General features: G+C 63.3%; 23 protein-coding genes. 12 read left to right on the top strand and 11 right to left on the bottom strand.

Going from position 1 to position 20,862, the window contains the following annotated elements:
* The first annotated feature begins 7 nt into the window (after nucleotides 1–7).
* The gene (locus tag NKJ32_RS25650) at nucleotides 8–175 is read left to right on the top strand and encodes a hypothetical protein (protein WP_023721879.1); all 168 of its coding nucleotides are present in this window, start codon (nucleotides 8–10) and stop codon (nucleotides 173–175) included.
* Nucleotides 176–263: 88 nt separating this feature from the next.
* Here NKJ32_RS25650 and NKJ32_RS25645 read toward each other — a convergent pair whose 3' ends face one another.
* The 4 genes from NKJ32_RS25645 to ccmA all read right to left on the bottom strand — a co-directional run bounded on the left by NKJ32_RS25645 (nucleotide 264) and on the right by ccmA (nucleotide 2,432).
* Entirely contained in the window at nucleotides 264–839 is a 576-nt protein-coding gene (locus tag NKJ32_RS25645) for a DsbE family thiol:disulfide interchange protein (protein WP_352450188.1), read from the bottom strand.
* Complete coding sequence (ccmD, locus tag NKJ32_RS25640; RefSeq protein WP_352456348.1) at nucleotides 836–1,003, bottom strand: heme exporter protein CcmD; 168 nt, start codon at nucleotides 1,001–1,003, stop codon at nucleotides 836–838. Before ccmD ends, NKJ32_RS25645 begins: the two co-directional genes overlap by 4 nt.
* Before the next feature lie 126 nt (nucleotides 1,004–1,129).
* On the bottom strand, nucleotides 1,130–1,795 hold the full coding sequence (gene ccmB / locus NKJ32_RS25635) for a heme exporter protein CcmB (RefSeq protein WP_023679814.1): 666 nt from the start codon (nucleotides 1,793–1,795) through the stop codon (nucleotides 1,130–1,132).
* 37 nt (nucleotides 1,796–1,832) lie between these two features.
* Entirely contained in the window at nucleotides 1,833–2,432 is a 600-nt protein-coding gene (ccmA, locus tag NKJ32_RS25630; protein WP_352570024.1) for a heme ABC exporter ATP-binding protein CcmA, read from the bottom strand.
* Between the two features lie 282 nt (nucleotides 2,433–2,714).
* Here ccmA and acnA point away from each other — a divergent pair, with 282 nt between their 5' ends.
* Complete coding sequence (gene acnA / locus NKJ32_RS25625; protein WP_352570025.1) at nucleotides 2,715–5,405, top strand: aconitate hydratase AcnA; 2,691 nt, start codon at nucleotides 2,715–2,717, stop codon at nucleotides 5,403–5,405.
* Nucleotides 5,406–5,482: 77 nt separating this feature from the next.
* On the opposite strand, the gene NKJ32_RS25620 is transcribed toward acnA, so the two are convergent.
* Nucleotides 5,483–6,163 carry a ceramidase domain-containing protein gene (locus NKJ32_RS25620; RefSeq protein ID WP_352570026.1) on the bottom strand — a complete coding sequence of 227 codons (681 nt, stop codon included), beginning with the start codon at nucleotides 6,161–6,163 and terminating at the stop codon, nucleotides 5,483–5,485.
* 175 nt (nucleotides 6,164–6,338) lie between these two features.
* Between NKJ32_RS25620 and NKJ32_RS25615 the strand changes: the two genes are divergently transcribed.
* Both NKJ32_RS25615 and NKJ32_RS25610 read left to right on the top strand, forming a co-directional pair.
* Nucleotides 6,339–7,088 (top strand): DUF1223 domain-containing protein, encoded by a 750-nt coding sequence (locus NKJ32_RS25615; protein WP_352570028.1) that lies wholly within the window; start codon nucleotides 6,339–6,341, stop codon nucleotides 7,086–7,088.
* Nucleotides 7,089–7,744: 656 nt separating this feature from the next.
* Nucleotides 7,745–8,131, top strand: coding sequence for a DUF2794 domain-containing protein (locus NKJ32_RS25610; protein ID WP_031212724.1), 387 nt, complete (start codon nucleotides 7,745–7,747; stop codon nucleotides 8,129–8,131).
* Between the two features lie 10 nt (nucleotides 8,132–8,141).
* Here NKJ32_RS25610 and NKJ32_RS25605 read toward each other — a convergent pair whose 3' ends face one another.
* The 4 genes from NKJ32_RS25605 to NKJ32_RS25590 form a co-directional block, all read right to left on the bottom strand.
* Nucleotides 8,142–8,705: a GNAT family N-acetyltransferase gene (locus NKJ32_RS25605; protein ID WP_352570029.1), complete on the bottom strand. Its 564-nt coding sequence runs from the start codon at nucleotides 8,703–8,705 to the stop codon at nucleotides 8,142–8,144.
* Nucleotides 8,706–8,815: 110 nt separating this feature from the next.
* Nucleotides 8,816–9,595, bottom strand: coding sequence for a Bax inhibitor-1/YccA family protein (locus tag NKJ32_RS25600; RefSeq protein ID WP_254817871.1), 780 nt, complete (start codon nucleotides 9,593–9,595; stop codon nucleotides 8,816–8,818).
* A gap of 218 nt (nucleotides 9,596–9,813) precedes the next feature.
* Nucleotides 9,814–12,363, bottom strand: a complete 2,550-nt coding sequence (locus tag NKJ32_RS25595; protein ID WP_352570030.1) for an ABC transporter permease — start codon at nucleotides 12,361–12,363, stop codon at nucleotides 9,814–9,816.
* Nucleotides 12,363–13,073 (bottom strand): ABC transporter ATP-binding protein, encoded by a 711-nt coding sequence (locus NKJ32_RS25590; protein ID WP_031212726.1) that lies wholly within the window; start codon nucleotides 13,071–13,073, stop codon nucleotides 12,363–12,365. The genes NKJ32_RS25595 and NKJ32_RS25590 overlap by 1 nt, the downstream gene beginning before the upstream one ends.
* A gap of 125 nt (nucleotides 13,074–13,198) precedes the next feature.
* Here NKJ32_RS25590 and NKJ32_RS25585 point away from each other — a divergent pair, with 125 nt between their 5' ends.
* The 4 genes from NKJ32_RS25585 (at nucleotide 13,199) to NKJ32_RS25570 (ending at nucleotide 15,335) form a co-directional block, all read left to right on the top strand.
* Nucleotides 13,199–13,843, top strand: coding sequence for an arylesterase (locus NKJ32_RS25585; RefSeq protein WP_023679824.1), 645 nt, complete (start codon nucleotides 13,199–13,201; stop codon nucleotides 13,841–13,843).
* A gap of 137 nt (nucleotides 13,844–13,980) precedes the next feature.
* Nucleotides 13,981–14,577, top strand: coding sequence for an RNA 2',3'-cyclic phosphodiesterase (thpR, locus tag NKJ32_RS25580; protein ID WP_023679825.1), 597 nt, complete (start codon nucleotides 13,981–13,983; stop codon nucleotides 14,575–14,577).
* Nucleotides 14,578–14,583: 6 nt separating this feature from the next.
* A complete protein-coding gene (locus NKJ32_RS25575; protein ID WP_023679826.1) occupies nucleotides 14,584–14,880 on the top strand; it encodes a 4a-hydroxytetrahydrobiopterin dehydratase in 297 nt (98 codons plus the stop codon).
* Nucleotides 14,881–14,972: 92 nt separating this feature from the next.
* The gene (locus NKJ32_RS25570; protein ID WP_031212728.1) at nucleotides 14,973–15,335 is read left to right on the top strand and encodes a YkvA family protein; all 363 of its coding nucleotides are present in this window, start codon (nucleotides 14,973–14,975) and stop codon (nucleotides 15,333–15,335) included.
* Nucleotides 15,336–15,380: 45 nt separating this feature from the next.
* Here the strand turns inward: NKJ32_RS25570 and NKJ32_RS25565 are convergent, their stop codons facing one another.
* A complete protein-coding gene (locus NKJ32_RS25565; protein WP_352570032.1) occupies nucleotides 15,381–15,989 on the bottom strand; it encodes a methyltransferase family protein in 609 nt (202 codons plus the stop codon).
* 360 nt (nucleotides 15,990–16,349) lie between these two features.
* On the opposite strand from NKJ32_RS25565, the gene NKJ32_RS25560 reads away from it, so the two are divergent.
* The 3 genes from NKJ32_RS25560 (at nucleotide 16,350) to NKJ32_RS25550 (ending at nucleotide 18,831) form a co-directional block, all read left to right on the top strand.
* A complete protein-coding gene (locus NKJ32_RS25560) occupies nucleotides 16,350–16,856 on the top strand; it encodes an invasion associated locus B family protein (protein WP_023721899.1) in 507 nt (168 codons plus the stop codon).
* A 266-nt stretch (nucleotides 16,857–17,122) separates the two neighbouring features.
* Nucleotides 17,123–18,355, top strand: coding sequence for a dual-specificity RNA methyltransferase RlmN (gene rlmN / locus NKJ32_RS25555; RefSeq protein WP_023679831.1), 1,233 nt, complete (start codon nucleotides 17,123–17,125; stop codon nucleotides 18,353–18,355).
* A complete protein-coding gene (locus NKJ32_RS25550; RefSeq protein WP_023679832.1) occupies nucleotides 18,352–18,831 on the top strand; it encodes a hypothetical protein in 480 nt (159 codons plus the stop codon). The genes rlmN and NKJ32_RS25550 overlap by 4 nt, the downstream gene beginning before the upstream one ends.
* Here the strand turns inward: NKJ32_RS25550 and NKJ32_RS25545 are convergent.
* Nucleotides 18,803–19,444: a LysE family translocator gene (locus NKJ32_RS25545; RefSeq protein ID WP_352570033.1), complete on the bottom strand. Its 642-nt coding sequence runs from the start codon at nucleotides 19,442–19,444 to the stop codon at nucleotides 18,803–18,805. The two genes, NKJ32_RS25550 and NKJ32_RS25545, sit on opposite strands and share 29 nt — an antisense overlap.
* A gap of 168 nt (nucleotides 19,445–19,612) precedes the next feature.
* Between NKJ32_RS25545 and NKJ32_RS25540 the strand changes: the two genes are divergently transcribed.
* Nucleotides 19,613–20,836, top strand: a complete 1,224-nt coding sequence (locus NKJ32_RS25540) for an argininosuccinate synthase (RefSeq protein WP_352570035.1) — start codon at nucleotides 19,613–19,615, stop codon at nucleotides 20,834–20,836.
* Nucleotides 20,837–20,862 lie beyond the last annotated feature (26 nt).

The following is a 20,862-nucleotide window of genomic DNA, read 5'->3' as shown; positions in this document are numbered from 1 at the left end:
ACTCGCTATGATCATCGACAGCCTCATGAGCCGCGCTCGCGCCAGCATCGCCAAGCGCCGGCATTACAACCGCCTCGTCGCCGAAATAGACAGCTTCAGCAGCCGTGACCTCGCCGACATGCGCGCCGACCGCTCAGAAATGCTCTACCAGGTCCACAAGCAGATCTACGGCTGAGTCTTCGGTCGACCTATCACGTTCGTCATCCTTGGGCGTAGCGACGCAAAGCGGAGCAAAGACCCTAGCATGACGAAACGGCGGGCCATCAGCCCGGCATGGCCAGCGCCTTCTCGATTTCGGGCAACAGCAGCGTCCGCGCCGAGTCCGGCGTCAGCGGTCCTACATGCTTATAGGCGATCTTGCCATCCTTGCCGATGACGAAGGTCTCCGGCACGCCGTAGACACCCCAGTCGATCGCCGTGCGTCCGGCCTGGTCGACGCCGATCGCCTGGAATGGGTTGCCGAGATCGCCAAGGAACCGACGGGCGTTTTCCGGCTGGTCCTTGTAGTTCAGCGCGGCCATGACGAAGCGTCTGTCCTGCGACAGCGCCAGCAGCACCGGATGCTCTTCGCGGCACGGCGCGCACCAGGACGCGAAGACGTTGACCAGCGTCACCTTGCCGGCGAACTGTTTTGAATCGAGGCCCGGCAAATTGGTGCCTTCGAGCGCCGGCAGGTTGGTCTGCGGCGCCGGCAGGCCGATCAGCGCTGACGGCACTTCCGACACGTCGCGCCCGGACAAAAGCTGCGCCAGGAACAATCCCGCCAGCCCGAGAAAGACCAGCAGCGGCAGCAGCACGATCAGGCGGCGGCGCGCCGGTGTTTGGGTTTCCGTGCTCATGATTTTACTGCCTTATCGGAGCGCCGGCGCACGCCGGATGCCTCCAGCTCGGCAAGCTCTCGCTTGCGGCCGCGCTGGTCGAGCAGAATCCAGCCGATCAGCCCGCCCAGCACCACGGCCGTGATCGCATAGGCGGCGGTGACATAAAGCGCATGTACGCTCATGCTTTTCGCTCCGCGGCGCTTTCCAACCGGTCCGTCTCACGCCGTTCCAACATGTCTTCTCTTAACGCTGCGCCATCGGCTCCGCAATTGTTCGCCGCGCCGCAGGCATGAGCTGAAGCCAACGCATCAATCCGTTCCGTGCCGTAGCGCCAGCGCCGCCGCCACAGGGCCGAGCACGGCAAGAAACAAGGTCAGCGCGGCAAGAATGAGGAAGGGCTGCAGGAATGGATCGGGGTCCGCCACCGCGCCATAGCTTGCCGATACGCCGAAGATCAGCACGGGAATGGTCAGCGGCAGCACGAGCACCGAGATCAGCAGCCCGCCACGCGGCAACGCCACTGCCACCGCTGCACCGGCAGCACCGATGAAGGTGATCGCCGGCGTGCCTACCAGAAGCGTCAACGCCGTGGCGCCGATGCCGGCCGGCTCCATGTTCATGAACAGGCCGAGCAAGGGAGCGGCGATGACCAGCGGCAGCACGCTTCCCGCCCAATGCGCCAGGCATTTCGTCAGAACGGTCAAGGCCAGCATGTGCCGGTCGTTGCCAAGCACCAGAAGATCGAGCGAGCCGTCCTCGCGGTCGGCCTGGAACAGCCGGTCGAGGCCGAGCAGGCAGGCCAGCAAGGCGGCGATCCACAGGATCGCCGGGCCGATGCGGGCCAGCAGCTTCAGCTCGGGACCGACGCCGAAGGGGATGGTCGCGATAACGGCGAGAAAGAAAATCACGCCGGTAAGCGCCCCGCCGCCGGCGCGGATACTCAGCCGGATGTCGCGCAGGAAGAGGGCTAGCATGATGTGAGATGCTTTCGCCTGTGAAGGAATGCCAACATCAGCCGGTCATCCTCAATTCCTTTCCCTCGATCCCCAGCGGCAAATGCGTCGCCGCAACCACGATTCCCCCACTCTCGAGGTGCTTCCCCATCAATTCGCCGAATCTCGCCTCCGAAGCCTTGTCCAGTCCTGCCGTCGGCTCATCGAGCAGCCACAATGGCCGGTGGCTGACCAGCAGTTTTGCAATCGCCGCGCGGCGGCGTTGCCCGGTCGAGAGGTAGCCGAACGGCAGATGGCCGATGCCGCCCAGCCCGACGGTTTCCAGTGCCTCTTCAACACCCGCGGAACCGGCGCCCGAAAAATCGCGCCAGAAGCACAGGTTTTCCGTAACGCTCAGCGCCCTCTTCATCGCGTTGAGGTGGCCGAGATAGTGACAGGCCGAGGCGGCCGACGGAAAGTCCTCGCCACCACCTTCGAACCGCACACGGCCTGCCGCCACCGGCAACAGTCCGGCGACGATCCTGAGCAGCGTCGATTTGCCGGCGCCGTTCGGCCCGGTGACGACCAGCGCCTGGCCATCCCCCAACGCGAATTCGATGCCGGAAAATACCGTCTCGCCGCCGCGTTCGCCGCCAAGATTTTCCGCGATCAGCCGCATCCGTTCCCCTTCGCCGAACGTTCAGGCGCGGCTTCGGTGCGCCGCAGCAAAAATGGCGATTCCGTGTCTAGAACTATTCCAGAAAATTCTCTATATCCGCATCATCCGTGCCAGCGGTCGGCACGGGAACCGAATTTGCGCCGAACCAGCGCGCGTGCCGCCTTGAACGGCCCGGACGCTTGGGAACGGATAGCGGAAATGGCCGTACCCGCACCTTTGCGCGTGATTTGCATGCCCACTGGCGTCCGTTCCCTTCCGGCAACCGACAGTTAGGGATCGCACGTGTCCAAATCACTCGACAGTTTCAATTGCCGCCGCACGCTGACCGCCAGCGGCACCGAGTACATCTACTATGACCTTGTCGAGGCCGAAAAGAACGGCCTCACCGGTATTGCCCAATTGCCCTATTCGATGAAGGTGCTGCTGGAGAATCTGCTGCGCAACGAGGACGGCCGTTCCGTTACCAAGGAGAGCATCCAGGCGGTCGCCGGCTGGCTGACTGACCGGGGCACCGCCGGCGTCGAGATCGCCTATCGCCCGGCTCGCGTGCTGATGCAGGATTTCACCGGCGTTCCAGCCGTGGTCGACCTTGCCGCCATGCGCGACGCCATGGCCTCGCTCGGCGGCGACCCGCAAAAGATCAATCCGCTGGTGCCGGTCGATCTGGTCATCGACCACTCGGTCATCGTCGACGAATTCGGCACGCCACTGGCTTTCGCCCGCAATGTCGAGCTTGAATATGAGCGCAACGAGGAACGCTACAAATTCCTGAAATGGGGCCAGCAGGCGTTCCGCAATTTCCGCGTCGTGCCGCCCGGCACCGGCATCTGCCATCAGGTCAATCTCGAATATCTCGGTCAGGTCGTGTGGACCAACAGCGAAGACGGCGAGACCACCGCCTATCCCGACACCTGCGTCGGCACCGATTCACATACCACGATGATCAACGGCCTCGGCGTTCTCGGCTGGGGCGTCGGCGGCATCGAGGCCGAGGCCGCGATGCTTGGCCAGCCGGTCTCCATGCTGCTGCCTGAAGTCATCGGCTTCCGGCTCACCGGCAGGCTGAGGGAAGGCGTCACCGCCACCGACCTGGTGCTCACCGTCACCCAGATGCTGCGCAAGAAGGGCGTCGTCGGCAAGTTCGTCGAATTCTTCGGGCCGGGCCTGTCCAACATGACGCTGGCCGACCGCGCCACCATCGGCAACATGGCGCCGGAATATGGCGCCACCTGCGGCTTCTTCCCGGTCGACAGCGAAACCATCCGCTATCTCACCATGTCCGGTCGCGACGAAAGCCGCATCGCCCTGGTCGAGGCTTATTCGAAGGCGCAAGGCTTGTGGCGCGATGCCGGCTCTGCCGATCCGGTCTTCACCGACCTGCTGGAGCTCGATCTCGGCAGTGTCGTCCCGTCGATGGCCGGCCCGAAGCGGCCTGAAGGCCGGGTCGCACTTGAAGACATTCCGGCCGGCTTCGCCAAGGCCATGGAGACCGAATACAGGAAGGCCGCCGAAATCGACAAGCGCTATGCCGTCGAGAGCACGGACTACGATCTTGGCCACGGCGATGTGGTCATCGCCGCCATCACCTCCTGCACCAACACCTCGAACCCGAGCGTGCTGATCGGCGCCGGGCTGTTGGCGCGCAACGCCAACCGGCTCGGCCTCAAGCAGAAGCCGTGGGTCAAGACCTCATTGGCGCCGGGCAGCCAGGTCGTCGCCGAATATCTCGAGAAATCCGGCCTGCAGAAGGAGCTCGACCAGATCGGCTTCAACCTGGTCGGCTTCGGCTGCACCACCTGCATCGGCAATTCCGGCCCGTTGCCGGCGCCGATCTCCAAGACCATCAACGATAAGGGCTTGATTGCTGCGGCAGTCTTGTCCGGCAACCGCAATTTCGAAGGCCGCGTCTCGCCCGACGTGCAGGCGAACTATCTCGCCTCGCCGCCGCTGGTCGTCGCCCACGCGCTGGCCGGGACCGTGACCAAAGATCTGACCACCGAGCCGCTCGGCGACGATCGCAACGGCAGTCCGGTCTATCTCAAAGACATCTGGCCAAGTTCGGTCGAGATCCAGGAATTCATCGAGAAGAACGTCACGCGCGAATTGTTTGCCCGCAAGTATGCCGACGTCTTCAAGGGCGACGAGTACTGGCAGAATGTCAAGGCGCCGGAAGGCCAGACCTATGCCTGGGACGACAATTCGACCTATGTGCAGAACCCACCCTATTTCGCCGGCATGAAGTCAGGCTTCGGCAAGATCGGCGATATCAAGGGCGCGCGTGTGCTCGGCCTGTTCGGCGACAAGATCACCACCGACCACATTTCGCCGGCCGGTTCGATCAAGGCGGCCTCGCCGGCCGGCAAGTATCTTACCGACCACGGCGTCGGCGTCGCCGATTTCAACCAGTACGGCACGCGCCGGGGCAACCACGAGGTGATGATGCGCGGCACCTTCGCCAATATCCGCATCCGCAACCATATGCTGGGCGAGAACGGCCGCGAGGGCGGCTACACCATCCATTACCCCTCGAAAGAAGAGGAATCGATCTACGACGCCGCGATGCGCTACAAGAAGGAAGGCGTGCCGCTGGTCATCTTCGCCGGCGTCGAATATGGCAACGGCTCGTCGCGTGACTGGGCGGCCAAGGGCACCAATTTGCTGGGCGTCCGCGCGGTCATCGCCCAGTCCTTCGAGCGCATCCACCGCTCCAATTTGGTCGGCATGGGCGTGATCCCCTTCGTCTTCGAGGAAGGCACCTCATGGGCCTCGCTCAACCTCAAGGGCGACGAACTGGTCGAGATCGACGGACTGAGCAACATCAAGCCGCGGCAGAAGATGATCGCCAGGATCACCTACGGCGACGGCAGCGTCAAAGAGGTTCCGATCATCTGCCGCATCGATACGCTGGACGAGCTCGACTACTTCAAGAACGGCGGCATCCTGCAATACGTGCTGCGCGATCTGGCCGCTTAAGTGAGTAGGGCAATAAGGGAGTAGGGCAGTAGGGTGAAGCAAGGAGAAGCGACTTATTCCCCTACTGCCCTACTGCCCTACTGCCCTATTCCCCCAATTCCCGGCTTTCCAAACCGCGCTGTCGCCGCCAGCAGCACGCCGAGCATCAGCCCGTTGAATATGTGCCACAGGAAATGCGTGCCGAGCGGAAAGCCGCCGCAGACCAGCGGATCGATCATCCTGCAGATGACCGACACGACGAAGATCGCCGAACCCGCCAGATTGTACCAGCCGGCGCGATTGCCGCTGGCCGCCACCCAGGCGCCGAAGAAGGCGAGCGCCAGAAACGGAGGCAGATAGCCGGTCGTCCCGTTCGACGCCTGGCGCAGCCAGTCGGGCACGGCAAAGGTCACCAGCCCGGCAACGGCGTAAAAGGCGACGAAGATGGCGATCGCCCTGCCCCATTTCATGCCGAGAAAACGTCGCAGGTTGAACAGCGTGTAGGCCAGCGTGAACCCTGCAATGGGCAGCACGTCGGCCAGGATCATTGCCCTTGTGGCAAAGGTGTGGAACAGCGACGAGCCGACGCCGATCGCCACCACCCACCAGGCCAGCACTTCGGCGAAGGTGCCGGTGCCGCGCTTGCGCACCTGCCAGACACCCCATAGCCCGGCGGCAAAAAAAGCCAGATTGCTCAGCGCATTGAGCGGTTCGGCCCAGAATTCCGGCCCCATCCGTTCGCAATAGAGGTCGACCGGCGCCAGGAGAGATTGCCACATGCTGATTGCCGCCCGAATCGCTTCCATCGTGTAGTGCAAGTCCACCTATTGCGCCCTTGCCAGTGGTTGCAACGGCAAAATTTCACCGCAACGTGACTTCCCGTTGACTGCCGCTTCTGCCACATATTTCGACAACCAGAACAAAGCCGGCGTCACCGGCGGGATCGGAACGGCCATGCCATCTCGAAGACCATTGCGGCTTGCGGCCCTTGCGCTGGCCCTCTCGGCATTGGCCGGCAGGGTCCTTGCCGAGCCAACCGACAAGCCATTAGGCGTCGTCGAGCTCTTCACCAGCCAGGGATGCAACTCCTGTCCGCCGGCCGACGAATTCTTCGCCGAGCTTGCCGCCAAGGAGGACATCGTCGCGCTCGCCTATCATGTCGATTATTGGGATTACCTCGGCTGGCAGGACACGCTGAGCCGCAAGGAAAATACCGAGCGGCAATACGAGTATATGCGCGCCTTCGGCAGTCGTTCCGTCTACACCCCGCAAGCCGTCATAAACGGCCGCAGCCATGTCAACGGCGCCAGCCGCAAGGAAGTCGACGGCGCGCTGGCCCGCATGGAGAGGGTCGGCGAAGGCATGCGCGTCGGCATCAAGGTCAGCCGGACCAGCGATCGCGTCATGATCGATGCCGGCGACGCCGTGACCGGCCCCACCGACGCGCATGTCGTCATCGTCTATTTCAACCCGCCACAGACGATAAAGATCGGCAAGGGCGAAAACAGCGGCCGCAGCATGACCTACTGGAACGCCGTCTCCACCATCCAGACCGCCGGCATGTGGCACGGCAAGGCGCAGCGCTACGAACTGCCGATGAGCGAGATCGCCAAGAAGGGTGGCTGCGCCGTGCTGCTGCAATCAGTTGGCAAGGACGGCATGCCCGGTCCGATCCTGGGTGCAGCCTTTATCCGCAAGCCTTGAACCGAAACGTCGCGCTGCCCCTCATCCGCCTGCCGGCACCTTCTACCCGGTATAGTGACGGGGAGAAGGGAAACTGGCCGCGGTATCGGCGTTCTTCGTGCAACGCTGGTGATTGGCAAAACCGCAGCCGTCTGCGTCTTTCTCCCCGTCGCTATACGGGGAGAAATGCCCGGCAGGGCAATGAGGGGCTGCGCAGACCGACGGTCATAACGCAATTAGGGCCCCTGCATGGCCATCTTAACGTGCCCCCCGCTTCGGAGGCGATCCCACCGGCCGGCCAATAAAAAACCGGCGTCAGCTTGCTTCTGACGCCGGTCATTTAGGTTTTGGGATCGTCGCACCCGATCTTTCCAAGGAAAAACCGAGGTTGGTTCGATCCGACGCAGACCCGTGGGCGGGGGGCTTGGGGTTTACGAGCCGGTGCCGGACCGAACCGTCTCAGGCAACACCGGTAAATTCGTCGGACATTGGGGCATGAGCACGGATAAAAAAAGGCAGGATTGTGGCGAAGCATCACCAATTCCAACAGGCGTTTCGCAAACGTGACTGGACGCTGGAGAAACCGCGCGGTGCTGGCCTTGCCCGGCCGGGCCTTGCAATTCGGCAACGAAAGCGCCAACTTTGGTCGGCGTACGATTCATTGCGAGGATCCAGGCATGACTGATCGCAGCAGCGGGACGGAGGATGGGGACGCATCCGCAATATTGATCCCGCTGCATGAGGCAAGACGCGAACGCCTCGACCAGCCGGTGCGGTTCGACCGGCGCGAACTGGACCAGATCCTCAGGCTCTACGGCCGTATGGTTGCCGCCAACGAGTGGCGCGACTATGCCATCGACCATCTCGCCGACCGCGCCGTTTTTTCCGTCTTCCGCCGCACCAGCGAAGTGCCGCTTTTCCAGATCGTCAAGGATCCGAAGCTGGCGCGCCGGCAAGGCGCGTTCGCCGTCATCGCCGCCGGCGGGCGCATCCTCAAGCGCGGCCAGGAACTCGGCCGGGTGCTTGGCGTGTTCGACCGAACACTGAAGCTGGTCGAGGCGTAACCCTTTATTTTTACTGTTGGAACTTCCGCTCGGGCAGCGATTGCGGATCAGGCGGGATGGACGCCCCGCCATTGATCGGCAGCTGCATGAACACCGTGTCCAGCCAACGCCCGTGCTTGTAGCCGGAGCCTTCCAGGCGGCCGGAATGACGAAAGCCGAGCTTCTCGTGCAGCCGTACCGAGGCGCTGTCGGGCCGGCCGTCGCCGATCACCGCGATGATCTGGCGAAAACCCGCCACCTTGGCCGCCTCGATCAGCCCTTGCATCAAGAGCAGCCCGACGCCTTGCCCTTTGGCCTCGGGCGCGACATAGACGGAATCCTCAACGACGAAGCGGTAGGCCGGGCGTGGCCGGAACGCCCCGGCATAGGCATAGCCGAGCACGGCGCCGGTCTTTTCCGCAACGAGATAGGGAAAGCCGCCCGCCATCAGGCTGTCGAAGCGCGCGCCCATCTCGGTGCGGCTTGGCGGTTCGAGTTCATAGCTCGCCGTGCCATTCGTTACCGCGTCGGCATAGATTTCCGTGATCCGGTCGAGATCGGCCGACGTCGCGGCCCGCAAGGTGATGCTGCTCATAATTTAGGCACGTCGTTCATCTGCCCTATATCACAGCAAAAGCCGGCACAAAAGAAAAGGGCGGCCATTGGGCCGCCCTTTCCAAACTCGCTGGTCCAGGAAAACCGTATTTAGCGACGGTCGCCCATGAACTGCAACAGGAACATAAACAGGTTGATGAAGTCGAGATAGAGCCTCAATGCGCCCATAATCGCCTTGCGGCCGGCGACATCAGTCTCGTCGCCCTCGAAGTACATCTCCTTGATGTTCTGCGTGTCGTAGGCGGTGAGGCCCGCGAAGATCAGCACGCCGATCGCCGAAACGGCGAAGGAAAGCGCCGACGACTGCAGGAAGATGTTGATCACCATCGCGATGATCAGGCCGACCAGGCCCATGACCAGGAACGACCCGAACGCCGAGAGATCGCGCTTGGTCGTGTAGCCGTAGAGCGACAGCCCGCCAAAGGCGGCGGCGGTGGCGAAGAAGGTCTGCGAGATACTGGCGGTGGTGTAGACCAGGAAGATCGACGACAGCGACAGGCCGACGAGGCCGGCGTAGACCCAGAACGTCGTCTGCGCGGCCGAAACGCTCATCGACTGGACTCGGAACGACAGGAACATCACCGCTGCCAGCGGGGCAAAGATCACCAGCCATTTCAGCGGCGAACCAAAGATCGCGTAGCCGAACGAGGTCAGCATCTCGCCGCTTGGCAACGTCGCGACGGCCGAGGCGGGATCGCTGGTGGTGGCCAGCATGATTGTGCCGACCGCGGCAAGGCCGGTGATGAGGAGGCCAAGCCCCATCAGATTGTAGACCTTGATCATGTAGGCCCGCAGGCCCTGGTCGATGGCAGCATCGACGCCGGCGCCGGGCACGGCGCGCGTCTGATAATTGCGAACGGGATCAGCCATGGAAATCCTCATATTGCTTCTGCCCCGTCCGGTGTCAGGTCCTTTGAACCCAGGCGCCGCTGGCGGGGCTCCAGCATGCCTGCGCCGAAATATGATGGTTCTTGGCGTAAAGGACAAGACCGTAACCAAGCGTAATGCTCCGTGAAGTGCCAGAGATACGGTTTTATTGGCCTTCCCGCCCGGAACATTACCGAGATTTAATCAAAAACGGCTCTGGCTCAAAGATTCCGCAGCACCGGCGCCGCCTTGTGGCCCAACACCCGCCACGTGCCGGCAAGGCCGATGCCGACCGTGACCACCAGCGAAAAGCCGATGGTCGCCACCGCCACTTCGGGCATGAAGTGCGATGGCAGCGTCATGATGCGCGCGACGACGAACCACGCCGCCACACCGCCCGCCGCCAGCGCGAAGATCGCAGTGGCAAGGCCGATCAGCATGTATTCCAGCGAAAACGCGGCGATCAGCGTTTTCCTGGTCGCACCCAGGGTCTTCAGCACCACCGCGTCGTGAATGCGAGCCCGGTTGCCGGCGGCGAGCGCCCCGGCCAGCACCAGCACCGAGGCGATCAACGCCACGCCCGCTGCTGCCCTGATTGCTGTGCCGAGCTGCGCCACCAGCCGGTTGACGATTTCGAGCGCGTCCTTGACCCTGACCGTCGTCACCGCGGGAAAGGCACGCGTGACGGCGTTGAGAAGATGCGCATCGTCGGCTGCCGACGCATTCGTCTCGGTCAGCGTCGCCAACCAGCCATGCGGCGCACCAGCGAATGTGTTGGGCGAGAACACCATGACGAAATTGATGCCCATGGTTTCCCATTCGACCTGGCGGAAATTGGCGATCTTGGCCGTGATGTTGCGGCCGAGCACGTTGACGGTGATGGTGTCGCCGAGCTTCAGCCCGATCTCTTTGCCTTCCTCGGCGGAAAACGAGACCAGCGGCTCGCCGGCATAGTTCTCCGGCCACCAGCTGCCCTCGGTCAGCGTCGCATTCTCCGGCAGCTTTGCGTCATAGGTCAGGCCGCGATCGCCGCGCAGTACCCAGGCGCCTTCGGCCGGAACCTTGACCTTGTCGACATCGACGCCGTTGAGCGCCATCACCCGGCCGCGCAGCATCGGCACCTTGATCAGCTTGCCTTGCGGTGCCTCTTTGCCGACCAGCGCGGAGAAGGCATCGACGTCACCGCTCTGGATATCGACGTAGAAGAAGTTCGGTGCCCTTTCCGGCAGGCTGCCCGAGATCTGCCGCCTCAGATTGCCGTCGATCAGCGCCAGCGTAACCAGCAGCGTCAGCCCGAGTCCCAACGACAGCACCACGGACGGCGTCAAGGCGCCAGGCCGATGGATGTTGCCGATGGCGAGCCTGAGCGCGGTCGAGCGCACGCGCGGGCCTTTCTTCGCCGCCCACTGCACCAGCGAGCCGACCACACGCAGCACCAGGAACGAAAAGATCGTGGCGCCAACGAAGATCGAGGCAATACGGCGGTCGCCGGAAAACAGGATCGCCAGTACCGCGAGCAGCAGCGCGATGCCCAATGCCGCGGCGATATAGAGCGGGCGGGGAAAACCGCGGCCCTCGAAACCCATTTCGCGAAACAGCGCCGTTGCCGGCACGTCGCGGGCGCGGCCGAGCGGCAGCAAGGCGAAAGCCAGCGTCACCAGCAGCCCGAACAGCGCTGCCATGCCGAGGGCGCCGGGATAGAACCCACCTTCCGCCGGCACTGGAATGACCGATTGGAGTGCCGCGCTGGCCGCGAACGGCATCAGCGCGCCAAGTACAAGGCCTAGCGTGATGCCGAGGGCGGCGATCATCAGGATCTGCACCAGATAGACGGCAAAGACGAACCCGCCCGAAGCCCCCAGGCTCTTGAAGGTGGCGATGACGCCGCGCTTGCCGTCGAGATAGGCACGCACGGCATTGGCCACGCCGACGCCGCCGACCACCAGCGCCGTCAACCCAACCAGCGTCAGGAATTGCGAAAACCGCTCGATATTCGAGGACAGCGCCGGCGCTGCGTTGCTGCGGGTGCGGATCGACCAGCCGGCCTGCGGGAACTGGTTTGCCGCCTGCTCCTGGATCGCCTTGATCTGTGCCTCAGTGGTGCCGCCGGGCAGGCGGACCTTATAGGCGTTCTCGACCAGGCTGCCCGGCTGGATCAGGCCGGAAGCGGCAAGCCCGTCGGTCGACACCATCAGCCGCGGCGCAAAACCGAAGCCATCCGACACTGCATCCGGCTCGTTGACCAGCCTGGCGCGCAGCTCGAACGTCGCGCTGCCGAGCTTTAGCCGGTCACCGATGCCAAGGTTCAGCCGCTCGAACAAGAGGTCCGGGGCGGCGGCGCCGAAGACGCCGGATTTTTCGCCGAACAGATCCTCTCGCGACAGCACCGGCTCGGTCTCCAGCGCACCATAGAGCGGATAGGCGCCGTCGACCGCCTTGGCCTCGACCAGCGCCTGGTCGGAGCCGTCCTCGAGCCTCGCCATCGAGCGCATATTGGCGCTGTGCGAAACCGTGCCAAGCCGGTCGAGGAAGCTGCGTTCGGCTCTGGTCGGATCGCGTTGGTTGAGCTGGAAGCGGAGATCACCGCCGAGCAGCGTCTGGCCCTGGTCGGCAACACCGGCGGAAATAGCCTGCGCCACCGAATTGACGCCGCCGATCGCAGCGACGCCGAGCGCGATGCAGGCAAGGAAGATCAGGAAGCCGGACAGCCCGCCACGCATTTCTCGCAGCGAAAACCGAAAGGCGAGCCTCAGCGTTTGCGCCAGCGGCATCAGGCGGTCACCTTGCCAGCCCTGGTGGCCGGCTTAGGCGCGTCTTCGATCAGCCCCGACCGCATCGACACCTGGCGCGAGCAGCGCGCCGCGAGTAGCGGGTCATGCGTGACCAGCACCAGCGTCATGCCGCGTTCGGCCGCCTTGGCAAACAGCAGGTCGGCGACGTGCCGCCCCGTTGCCTGGTCGAGATTGCCGGTCGGCTCGTCGGCGATCAGGATGCGCGGCGACGGCGCCAGTGCCCGGGCGATCGCCACGCGCTGTTGCTCGCCGCCAGACAATTCGCCGGGGTAATGGGTGACGCGATCGCTGAGACCGACCGCCGCCAGCTCGCGTGCCGCTACGCCGAACGGATCGACATGGCCGGCAAGCTCCAGCGGGACGGCAACGTTTTCCAGCGCCGTCATATTGGGGATGAGATGGAAAGACTGGAACACGATGCCGATGTTTCGTCCCCGAAACGATGCGATCTGATCTTCGCTTTTGCCGTTGAGCAGCTCGCCGGCAATTCGGACCGTGCCCGAATCGACCCTTTCAAGCCCGGCCAAAACCATCAGCAATGTCGACTTTCCCGAACCTGAAGGTCCAACGATGCCGGTCGCTTCGCCGCCCGCCACATCGAGGCTGACGCCCTTCAGCACATGGACCGAGGATGCACCTTCGCCGAGCGTCAGCGATACGTCTTTCAGCGAAATGACGGCTTCTTCCAAAATCAAGGCTTCTTCCAAAATCAAATCGTCCTATATGGGGGATGAAGGCTAGTGCATCCGATGCTCGACAAAGACGAAAACCTGCCTTCGCCAACAGATGTTCCTGGTCATATGGGGCCTGCCGCATGGCTTTCAAACACACCTTTGCCGCAGCCTTCGCCCTTTTCCTCGCCATTTGCGGCGCCATTTCGTCGGCGCGCGCCGAACCGTTCACCATTGTCGGTTTCGGCGACAGCTTGATGGCGGGTTATGGCCTCGGGCCAGGTCAGGGCTTCACCGAGAAGCTGCAGGCGGCGCTGCGCGCCAAGGGCTACGATGTCACGGTCGCCAACGCCGGCGTCTCCGGCGATACGACGAGCGGCGGCCTGTCGCGGCTCGACTGGTCGGTGCCGGACGGCACGCAGCTGGTCATCCTGGAGCTCGGCGCCAATGACATGCTGCGCGGCGTTTCGCCCGCCATAGCGGAAAGGAACCTGGACGCCATGCTGGCAAAACTGAAGCAGCGCAAGATCGCCGTTTTGCTTGCCGGAATGCGCGCGGCGCCCAATCTCGGCGCCGACTACCAGAACGCCTTCGACGCGACCTTTCCGAGACTGGCTGAAAAATATGGCGTGCCGCTCTATCCTTTCTTTCTCGAGGGCATCGCCGGTCAATCCGTCCTGCAACTCGAGGACGGCCTTCATCCAAACGCCCGAGGCGTCGACCGCATCGTCGAGGGTATCCTGCCCAGTGTGGAGAAGACCATTGAAGCGGTCCGGGGCAATTCCTGAAGGCGAGGGTTCGCCGTCGCAACACCTTCCGCAGGGGAAGCTTTTAGGCAGGCCTGCGACCAACAAACCCCTTGCCCCGTTTGAATATCGATGATTCGCTAGGGGCAAGAGTTCGATTCGAGGACAGGAGGCTTGCCATGCCGCGTCTTTTTACCGCCCTCGAGATACCGCGTGATGCCGCTCTTTCGCTGTCCCTGCTCAGGGGCGGCCTGCCCGGAGCCCGCTGGATCGACGTCGAAAACTATCATCTGACGCTGCGCTTCATCGGCGATGTCGAGGGCCATGTCGCCGACGACATCGCCAATGCGCTCGACCGTGTTCACCGCCCGTCCTTCCCGCTGACGCTGTCCGGCGTCGGCGCCTTCGGCCAGAAGAAGCCGCATGCGGTGTGGGCCGGGGTCGCCGCTTCGCCCGATCTTTCCGCATTGCAGGCCGAGATCGATCGCATCTGCCAGCGGCTCGGCATCCCGGCCGACCCGCGCAAGTTCACGCCGCATGTGACGCTGGCCCGCCTGCGCAATTCGAGCCCGCTCGACGTCGCCCAGTATCTGTCGGCGCGCGGCAATTTTTCGACGCTGCCGTTCCGGATCGGCCGCTTCGTGCTGATGTCGTCACGCGATTCGGTCGGCGGCGGGCCTTATGTCGTCGAGGAAGCCTGGCCGCTTTCAGGTGCTGACAACCGCGTCGCCAGCCGTTTGGTCGGCGCCGCCGACGCTTCGCGGATCATGCGGTAGACGGACATGGCCAGGGAGAAACTAGCAAAAGAGGCGATCCGCGCCGAACTTGCCGGCCTCGACGGCTGGTCGCTGGCCAAGGATGGTGGCTCGATCACCCGCAGCTTCACCTTCAAGAATTTCTCCGAAGCCTTTGCCTTCATGACCCGCGTTGCCCTGGCCGCGGAGAAGATGGACCACCATCCCGACTGGTCGAACGTCTATAAGACGGTAAACGTGACCCTCAACACGCACGACGCCGGCGGCCTGACCGCGCTGGATTTCGATCTGGCCAGGAAAATGAACCGCTATTTCGGCGGCTGAGCCTATCTGCACCTTGCAGCGAGGTTCGGCTTTCACCACATTTTGCCTCGCGGTCACGCGTGAAGTCACGCGACGGCCGCAAGGAGAGGTTGATGGCGCAAAAATCCGGTTTTGATTTCTTTGGCCTCGGCAGCAAGCCGGGCAACGAGAGCGAAGTGCGCGAAAAGTTCTGGCGTACGGCGAAGAAGGCCGCCCGGCAGATCCCGTTCATGGAAGAGGTGGTCGCCGCCTATTACTGTGCCATGGACAAGAAGACGCCGCTGCGCGCCAAGGGCACCTTGCTGGCTGCGCTCGGCTATTTCGTGCTGCCGACAGACGTCATCCCCGATTTCATCCTTGGGCTAGGCTTCACCGACGACATCGCCGTGCTGACCGCCGCGATTACCGCCGTCAGCGCCCACATCACGCCGGCGCACCGGCTCGCCGCCAGGCAGGCCATCGCCGACAAGAGCTGAGCCGGTACGGCGCAAAAAATCGCGTGAGAACCGACTTTCCGGCCGTCAAACCCACCGCCGCACCCGCGCCTTGTAGGCGCGATAGGCATCTCCGAACTTCCGCTCGAGATAGCGCTCTTCCGGCGCGATTACGCCGGTATTGATCACCCACAGCAGCGGGACGACGAGCGCAATAGCCCAAAGACTTCCGGCCGCGACGCCGAGGCCCAAATAGATGAGGGTCGTTCCCAGATAGAACGGATTCCTGGTGCGCCGATAGATACCGTCGACGACCAGCGCCGTCGTCGGCAAGGTCGGTGGTATGTTGGTTCCAGCGGCCTGAAAGCGGCCCGCTGCCATAAAGATGAACACGAAGCCGCACACCGCGAGCACGGCGCCGGTCAGATAGCGGGCGAGCGCCTGCCCGGCCATGACCGGGAGCGGCACGAGCACCTCGAGCACGGTTGCCGCCACCAGGAAGCCGAGGAAGATCAAAGGTGGCAGCGCAATGACCCCGGCCACGTCGGGCGCGCCCGATCCGCCCGCCGTCTCCCCGGCATCCGACCGGCGCACCGCGCCACCGGCCGCCCGCCGCATGGCGACACGAATGCCGAACACAATCGCCAGGACGGCTGTGCCGCCCGCCAGGATCAGGACTGTCTCGGAAACGGCCATGGCCAAATCTCCCGTAGCCGCCAAGAAGGGCGCCCTGGCCGAACGTCGTGGAGGCGAACGTAGACATGGTACCATCTGGAGGGAAATTCGTCACGTACATCAGAAAAGCCAGGATGGCTGCAAGGACCTAGCTGCTTGAAAAGTCAAACTCTTGCCGTTTTCGTGGCCTCCAAGTCGCGGCAGGGACAGTGCGCCAGCCGCTTTTTCGAGCGGCAGCGCGAAGACGGCGGCGGTTTCCTGGCGTGAACATCCTTTTCTCAGGGAAATTCACCGTTTGGTAACCCAGATTAAATCAAAATGAAGCGACGGGCAGGACGCCGAGCCGGCCTGCCGCCGCACCAGTGGAATACGGGAAAAGCGATGCGCGGATTGATTGCTATAGTTTCCAGCCTGGCCCTGGTGGCCTTGACGGCGCCCGCGCTGGCGCAGTCGGCAACCAAGATCGGCCAGCATAATGCCTGGGGCACCTACAGTTATCAGGCGTCGGGCGGCGGCAAGGTCTGCTATGTCCTGACGGTGCCAACCGACAAGCAGCCGCCGACGCTCGATCACGGCGACATGTTCTTCTTCGTCAGCCAGCGGCCGGGGCAGCAAGTGTCCTACGAGCCGCAATTCATCGCCGGCTATACCTTCCAGGAGGGTTCCAAGGCCACCGTCACCATCGACAAGAAGTCTTTTTCGATGTTCACGCGCGGCAAGTCGGCCTGGGTCGAGAACGCCGCCGAGGAGCCGGTGCTGATCGCCGCGATGAAGACCGGCACCGACATGAAGGTGTCGGCCAAGTCCGGCCGCGGCAACACCACCACCTACGTCTTCTCGCTGAAGGGCATCTCGGCGGCGCTGGCCTCGATCGCCAAGTGCAAGTAGGCGGTTAGGCGCAGTCTTCCCTTCTCCCCTTGTGGGAGAAGGTGGATCGGCGCGCAGCGCCGAGACGGAAGAGGGGTGTTGGACGGAACGCCGTCGGCGCCAAGCTGGAACACCCCTCATCCGACCGAGCTTCGCTCGGCCACCTTCTCCCACAAAGGGAGAAGGAAGAACCCGGCATGACTCCGCCATCAAGCTGTGCTATGCGCCGCGCTTCATTTCGGGCACGATGCTGTATTCGGCCGCAAATCGCTTATATTGGCGCAACAATGACCCTTTCATTCGATCTTACCGCCGAAGGCGCGCGTGACGCGTTGCGCACCCGCACGACGCCTGAAAAACCGTCGCTGATCGGCTTGACGCGCGCCGAACTTGGGGCCGCCCTTGTCGCCGCCGGCATCGTGCCGGAGCGCCAGGCGAAAATGCGCGCCCAACAGCTCTGGCATTGGATCTATGTGCGTGGCGTTTCCGACTTTGCCGGCATGTTCAACATCTCCAAGGATCTGCGCGCGGCGCTCGACAGGCATTTCACCGTCGCCAGGCCCGAAATCGTCGAGGAGCAGATCTCCACCGACGGCACGCGCAAATGGCTGTTTCGCTTTCCGCCGCGCGGCGCCGGCCGGCCGGTCGAGATCGAGACCGTCTACATTCCCGAAGAAGGCCGCGGCACGCTGTGCATCTCTTCGCAGGTCGGCTGCACCCTGACCTGCTCCTTCTGCCACACCGGCACGCAGAAACTGGTGCGCAACCTGACCGCCGAGGAAATCCTCGCCCAACTTTTGACCGCCCGCGACCGGCTCGGCGATTTCCCCGACCGCGATACGCCGGACGGCGCCATCGTGCCGGCCGAAGGCCGCAAAGTATCCAACATCGTCATGATGGGCATGGGCGAGCCGCTCTACAATTTCGAGGCGGTGAAGAAGGCGCTGCTTATCGCATCCGACGGCGACGGGCTTTCCCTGTCGAAGAGGCGCATCACGCTCTCGACCTCCGGCGTCGTGCCCGAAATCTTCCGCACCGGCGAGGAGATCGGCGTGATGCTGGCGATTTCGCTGCACGCCACCAATGACGATTTGCGCGATCTCTTGGTGCCCATCAACAAGAAGTATCCGCTGAAGGATCTGATCGCTGCCTGCCGCGCCTATCCAGGCCTGTCGAACGCCAAGCGGATCACCTTCGAATATGTGATGCTGAAGGACGTCAACGATTCCATCGACGACGCCAAGGCGCTGATCAAGCTGCTCAAGGGCATTCCGGCCAAGATCAATCTGATCCCGTTCAATCCGTGGCCGGGCACCAACTACCAGTGCTCGGACTGGGAAACGATCGAGAAATTCGCCGATTACATCAACAATGCCGGCTATGCCTCGCCGATCCGCACGCCGCGCGGCCGCGATATCCTCGCCGCCTGCGGCCAGCTCAAGTCGGACTCCGAGCGCATGCGCAAGGTCGACCGGCTGGCGCTGGAAGCGATGATGATCGCGGGGCATGGCGAGGCGTGAATCGCGTCGGCGCCTATCTGATCCGCTTCGCCGTCATCCTTGTCGGCTACGGCGTTGCTTCGCTGGCGGCCAGCGCCTTCCTTAACATCATGTTCCTGGCGTCTCTTGGGCTGATAACGGACGAGACGCAACCGGCGGCGCAGGCGTCGCTGTGGTTTTCAATCCCCTTCGTCGCGCTGTTCGTCGCCTATTTCGCCTTCATGCCGGCCGCCATCGCCATCCTCGTCTCCGAGATCCTTGGCCGGCGTGACTGGCTGTTCTATGCGCTGGCGGGTGCTGTGGTCTCGGCGGTCTTCCTTGGCTTCGTCCACCAGACGGCCGATGCCAATTTCGAGGTTACCAATACCAGCGTCATGCTGGCGGTGATCGGCTGCGGCATGGTCGGCGGTATTTTCTACTGGCTGAGCGCCGGGCGCTCGGCCGGAAGCTGGCGTCAGATCGGACGCCCTATTTCGCCTGGGCCGTCAGGATCTTGAGCGCGAAGGCCGAAAAAACTCCGGCAAACAGATAGTCGACGACGCGGGTCACACGCGGGCTGGATTTCATCGCGGCCGAGAATTTTTCCGCCGCCAGCACCATCGGCGCCGTCACCGGGATCGCCAGCACGACGAACATCGCGCCGAGGAAGAACAGCTTTCCCGGCGCGTCGGGATCATGCGCGGAGACGAATTGCGGCAGGAAGGTCATGAAGAACAGGATGATCTTCGGGTTGAGCAGATTGACCCCGAGCCCCGCCGCCCAGCTGCGGAACAGCGAGATCTGCGGCCCGCTCTTCTTCTCCGGTGAAAACGCCGACCCTTTTGTGATCGCCTGCCATGCCAGGAAGACCAGATAGCCGGCGCCAAAAATCTTCAGCACGAAGAACGCCATCGGCGAGGCGACGATCAGCGCCGAGACGCCGACCACCACCAGCGTGGTGTGGATCAGCGTGCCGCACAAGGCGCCGGCCATCGAGGCAAAGCCGGTGGCACGGCCTTGGCTCAGCGTGCGCGACACGAACAGCGTCATGTCAGGCCCGGGCGTGATCGCCAGGATCAAGGTGGCGATGGAGAACTGGATAAGCGTCGTACTGTCGGGGATGAAGGACATGGCTCGTCTCGTGGCGGCAAAAGACGGCGCAGCCATACCGCAAGAGCCGTGTCCTCGCCAGCCTCTTGGAGATGAGGCATTTGGTCCAGGCATCGTTCGTCCCTTGCGCTGGCCTAAAACGCCGTGATACCTCGCCCGCGAAGAACCCCTGTCGCGGAACTGCCCACCATGTCGAAAGCAAAAGCCGCCAAGAAAGTCGTGCTCGCCTATTCCGGCGGCCTTGACACCTCGATCATCCTGAAATGGCTGCAGACCGAGCTCGGCGCCGAGGTCGTGACCTTCACCGCCGATCTAGGCCAGGGTGGCGAACTGGAGCCGGCCAGGCGCAAGGCCGAGATGATGGGCATCAAGGATATCCGCGTCGTCGATGTCCGCGAGGAGTTCGTATCCGATTTCGTCTTCCCGATGTTCCGCGCCAACGCTGTCTATGAAGGCACATATCTGCTCGGCACCTCGATCGCCCGGCCACTGATCTCGAAACATCTTGTCGAGATCGCCAGGGAGACCGGCGCCGATGCGATCGCCCATGGCGCCACCGGCAAAGGCAACGACCAGGTGCGTTTCGAGCTGTCGGCCTATGCGCTCAACCCCGACATCAAGGTCATCGCGCCGTGGCGCGATTGGTCGTTCAAGTCGCGGACCGATCTCATCAACTTCGCCGAGCAGCACCAGATCCCAGTGCCGAAGGACAAGAAGGGCGATGCGCCTTTCTCGGTCGACGCTAACCTGCTGCATTCGTCGTCCGAGGGCAAGGTGCTGGAAGACCCGTGGAGCGAGCCGCCGGAATTCGTCCACCAGCGCACCATCTCGCCGATGGATGCGCCGGATGAGGTCACCGAGATCGAGATCGAATTCCTCAAGGGCGACCCGGTTGCGCTCAATGGCAAGAAGCTGTCGCCGGCAACGATGCTGGCGGCGCTGAACGATCTCGGCCGCGACAACGGCATCGGCAGGCTCGACCTGGTCGAGAACCGTTTCGTCGGCATGAAATCGCGCGGCGTCTACGAGACCCCCGGCGGCACCATCCTGATCGCCGCCCATCGGGCGATCGAATCGATCACGCTCGACCGCGGTGCGGCCCACCTCAAGGACGAGTTCATGCCGCGCTATGCCGAGCTGATCTACAACGGCTTCTGGTTCGCGCCCGAGCGCCTGATGCTGCAGGCAATGATCGACAAGAGCCAGGAAGACGTCGAAGGCACCGTGCGGCTGAAGCTCTACAAGGGCAACGTCATGGTCACCGGCCGCAAGTCGAGGAAGACGCTCTATTCCGACGCGCTGGTCACCTTCGAGGACGACCGCGGCGCCTACGACCAGAAGGATGCCGAAGGCTTCATCCGCCTCAACGCGCTCAGGCTGAGGACACTGGCGGCGCGTAACCGCCAGCGCTGACATCCGAACAGCGGGCTGGGCGCTCT

Source organism: Mesorhizobium sp. M0159 (assembly GCF_040322295.1).
Classification (GTDB): Bacteria; Pseudomonadota; Alphaproteobacteria; order Rhizobiales; family Rhizobiaceae; genus Mesorhizobium.
The sequence above is the reverse complement of the archived record's forward strand: the minus strand, read 5'-3'. Positions and strand labels throughout refer to the sequence as shown.

Coding starts and splice junctions, on each gene's coding strand:
- NKJ32_RS25650 (WP_023721879.1), top strand. CDS start 8: ATGATCATCGACAGCCTCATGAGCCGCGCTCGCGCCAGCATCGCCAAG.
- NKJ32_RS25645 (WP_352450188.1), bottom strand. CDS start 839: ATGAGCACGGAAACCCAAACACCGGCGCGCCGCCGCCTGATCGTGCTG.
- ccmD (WP_352456348.1), bottom strand. CDS start 1,003: ATGAGCGTACATGCGCTTTATGTCACCGCCGCCTATGCGATCACGGCC.
- ccmB (WP_023679814.1), bottom strand. CDS start 1,795: ATGCTAGCCCTCTTCCTGCGCGACATCCGGCTGAGTATCCGCGCCGGC.
- ccmA (WP_352570024.1), bottom strand. CDS start 2,432: ATGCGGCTGATCGCGGAAAATCTTGGCGGCGAACGCGGCGGCGAGACG.
- NKJ32_RS25620 (WP_352570026.1), bottom strand. CDS start 6,163: ATGTGGCAATCTCTCCTGGCGCCGGTCGACCTCTATTGCGAACGGATG.
- NKJ32_RS25615 (WP_352570028.1), top strand. CDS start 6,339: ATGCCATCTCGAAGACCATTGCGGCTTGCGGCCCTTGCGCTGGCCCTC.
- NKJ32_RS25610 (WP_031212724.1), top strand. CDS start 7,745: ATGACTGATCGCAGCAGCGGGACGGAGGATGGGGACGCATCCGCAATA.
- NKJ32_RS25605 (WP_352570029.1), bottom strand. CDS start 8,705: ATGAGCAGCATCACCTTGCGGGCCGCGACGTCGGCCGATCTCGACCGG.
- NKJ32_RS25600 (WP_254817871.1), bottom strand. CDS start 9,595: ATGGCTGATCCCGTTCGCAATTATCAGACGCGCGCCGTGCCCGGCGCC.
- NKJ32_RS25595 (WP_352570030.1), bottom strand. CDS start 12,363: ATGCCGCTGGCGCAAACGCTGAGGCTCGCCTTTCGGTTTTCGCTGCGA.
- NKJ32_RS25585 (WP_023679824.1), top strand. CDS start 13,199: ATGGCTTTCAAACACACCTTTGCCGCAGCCTTCGCCCTTTTCCTCGCC.
- thpR (WP_023679825.1), top strand. CDS start 13,981: ATGCCGCGTCTTTTTACCGCCCTCGAGATACCGCGTGATGCCGCTCTT.
- NKJ32_RS25575 (WP_023679826.1), top strand. CDS start 14,584: ATGGCCAGGGAGAAACTAGCAAAAGAGGCGATCCGCGCCGAACTTGCC.
- NKJ32_RS25570 (WP_031212728.1), top strand. CDS start 14,973: ATGGCGCAAAAATCCGGTTTTGATTTCTTTGGCCTCGGCAGCAAGCCG.
- NKJ32_RS25565 (WP_352570032.1), bottom strand. CDS start 15,989: ATGGCCGTTTCCGAGACAGTCCTGATCCTGGCGGGCGGCACAGCCGTC.
- NKJ32_RS25560 (WP_023721899.1), top strand. CDS start 16,350: ATGCGCGGATTGATTGCTATAGTTTCCAGCCTGGCCCTGGTGGCCTTG.
- rlmN (WP_023679831.1), top strand. CDS start 17,123: ATGACCCTTTCATTCGATCTTACCGCCGAAGGCGCGCGTGACGCGTTG.
- NKJ32_RS25545 (WP_352570033.1), bottom strand. CDS start 19,444: ATGTCCTTCATCCCCGACAGTACGACGCTTATCCAGTTCTCCATCGCC.
- NKJ32_RS25540 (WP_352570035.1), top strand. CDS start 19,613: ATGTCGAAAGCAAAAGCCGCCAAGAAAGTCGTGCTCGCCTATTCCGGC.